1 protein-coding gene and 1 pseudogene are annotated in these 2,336 nt (G+C 41.7%); both read right to left on the reverse strand.

Annotated features, from left to right (window positions below):
• Nucleotides 1–1,404: pseudogene (locus WKF69_RS10430) on the reverse strand (gliding motility protein); the annotation flags it as partial.
• A 635-nt stretch (nucleotides 1,405–2,039) separates the two neighbouring features.
• A partial coding sequence (locus WKF69_RS10435; RefSeq protein WP_340381642.1) for an OmpA family protein occupies nucleotides 2,040–2,336 on the reverse strand: 297 nt, incomplete at its 5' end.

Consider the following 2,336-nt stretch of genomic DNA (forward strand, 5'->3'; position numbering starts at 1 on the left):
TGCGATAGCCTGATCAGGAGATATTGTTGTCGTTATATCGGTTGCTGACTTTTGGCTTCTTCTCCAGTTGTCTTCAAGCTTTCTATTTCCCCATCGTTTCTTGAAATCAATGAGCCCCTGGTTTAAAGCAATGGAGTTATTGAAATAGAATTTACCTTCTTTAACACTATTTGCCAGGGCTTGTGTGGGTCCCGGCAAGCTAGAACCGGCAGAAGCTCCAGCTGCTTTAAGCGCTTTTAAAGTTTGCTCCCGAACAAGAGCACCTATCCTTAGCTCCCTGTCAGCTTCAGGCAGGCTCGCCAGCATTTGCAGCGTATCTTGTTGTGAAATTGTTGTTAGCCTGTCGGCGAGAAGTTCCAGGTTCAACGCCTTTGTATTTATCAGGGCATAATCCGGATATGTTTTGGGCAATGAAGCCAACGTGCTGTCATAATATGCCTTTGATCTTACAAAATCAGACTGATCGAAATAAATTTCAGCAAGTTTCTGATAGGAAAGCCCTTTCTGAGTTAAATTTTTAGTGCTGTTCTTTACAGAAAGATTATAATTTTCTATCGCTTTGTCCAGATCCTCCTCATTTGCGTAGCTATTAGCAATTTGAAAATAGATCTGGTCAATAAAATCTTTGTTTTTATCATCTCTTAGAAGAGATCTCAGCTGCTGTGACCGGCTGACCTTATTTCCGGTCTGTTCATCCCGAATACTTATCCTGCTCAGGTTAGCGTTGAAGGCCATGTCAAAAGGAGCGTTGCTTTTTACTACCTCTGTATAATTATCGTAGGCCGCTTCAGTTTTCTTAGTGAGCTGCTGAAGCTGGGCAAGAAGATACGTCCAGCGGATCTTATTTTGCCGGTTACGCGCATATTTAATTGCTTGCCCGAGAAGAGTAATTGCAGGTTCATCCTGTTGAGCGTAAAGATGAAGCTGAGCTCTGGTGGCATAAATGTCGCCGACGGATTCCTTTTCAGTCTCGATATATTTAAAAGCAGTGTCGAGGGTCACTTCGGCTTCCTCAAATCGTCCGGATTCAATAAGGGAACGGGCTTTCCATGCCAGGGCCGCCTGCCTCAGCTCTTTTTCGTCAGGATATGATGTATATACGTATGTAAAAAATTCAGATGCATTATAAAAGTTTGCCTTCAGGTGATTCGCTTTTGCGATCAGGAAATAGGCATCGTCTACATAGTTGCTCAAAGACTTTTCATTAGTAATTACGTTTGCCTTTAGTATCGCCTGGTCAAGGTTTTTAATTTCGCCCTGAGCTGTAGTCTCCTTGGGCTCTTTGTAAACTGAAATGAGCCTTTCATAATCATCCTGGGTAACCAGCTGGATATTGCGTTCACTCTCATCTACCAATTCATTTGCATTATAAAGAATATTGTAATGCGCAGTCAGGTTCTGCATTCCCCGGCTTGCAACGGTCTGTTTTTGGGAGTCGCATGCCGCTAACCCGGAACAGAGAATGCAGAAAGATGACAGACTGAAAAAATTAAATAGAGGGTTTGATCTCAATTGATTAATACTTGACTTCTATATAAACAATATCTACACAAAGATATTTTATTCATGCTGGAATTTTCCATGTAAATATAATGTTTCGGGGAAAAACGAACCGGCATATGATGGGAAGGGGGTCTTCTGTTTAAAATTATTTATTTGATTTTTCTAGAGGGGGAGGTGGTTGTTTGGGTTGTTGATTTCAGATGGGGTTTATGAATCAAAAACCAGGAGCAAAGACTTCCACAAACGTATCTTAAAGTAATCGAGAGCTAAAAGACAGGAATCAAGACTTCCACCACTCGTACCTTGCGATTAGAGCAAATTTAAATGCAGAGTACGAAAAGCACACACGGACGGCGCAGAAAGGGTGCCCAAAGCTTGGCGACCTTTGCGTAAACCTCGGCGGTCTTTGCGTGAAATGGAAAGGGTCTTAACAGAAACGGAATTTTAACCACAAAGCACACAAAGTAAAAACGGAGGACGCTGATAGCAAAAAGCTTACAGCCTTCCGCCCAGCTGAGAACATTTCCGGCCCTTAATTATTTAGTAATTACTTTGAATTCGGTCCTCCTGTTTTGTTCATGCTGTGCTTCCGTACAATTTACACCGTTGATACAACCATTAACTAATCTTGTTTCTCCATATCCTATTGCAATTAATCTGCTTCTGTCTATTCCTTGTTTTTGCACGAAGTTAATTACCTCTTGTGCTCTTGACTGGCTAAGAAGTAGATTACTTGAATCGCTGCCGCGGCTGTCTGAATGTGAAGCTATTTCGATCCTTAAACCTGGATTATCCTGTAAAAATTTCACCAGTTTTTCAAGGTCAGAAGATGC

Origin of the sequence: Daejeonella sp. (assembly GCF_037719425.1) — a bacterium.
GTDB lineage: Bacteria > Bacteroidota > Bacteroidia > Sphingobacteriales > Sphingobacteriaceae > Daejeonella.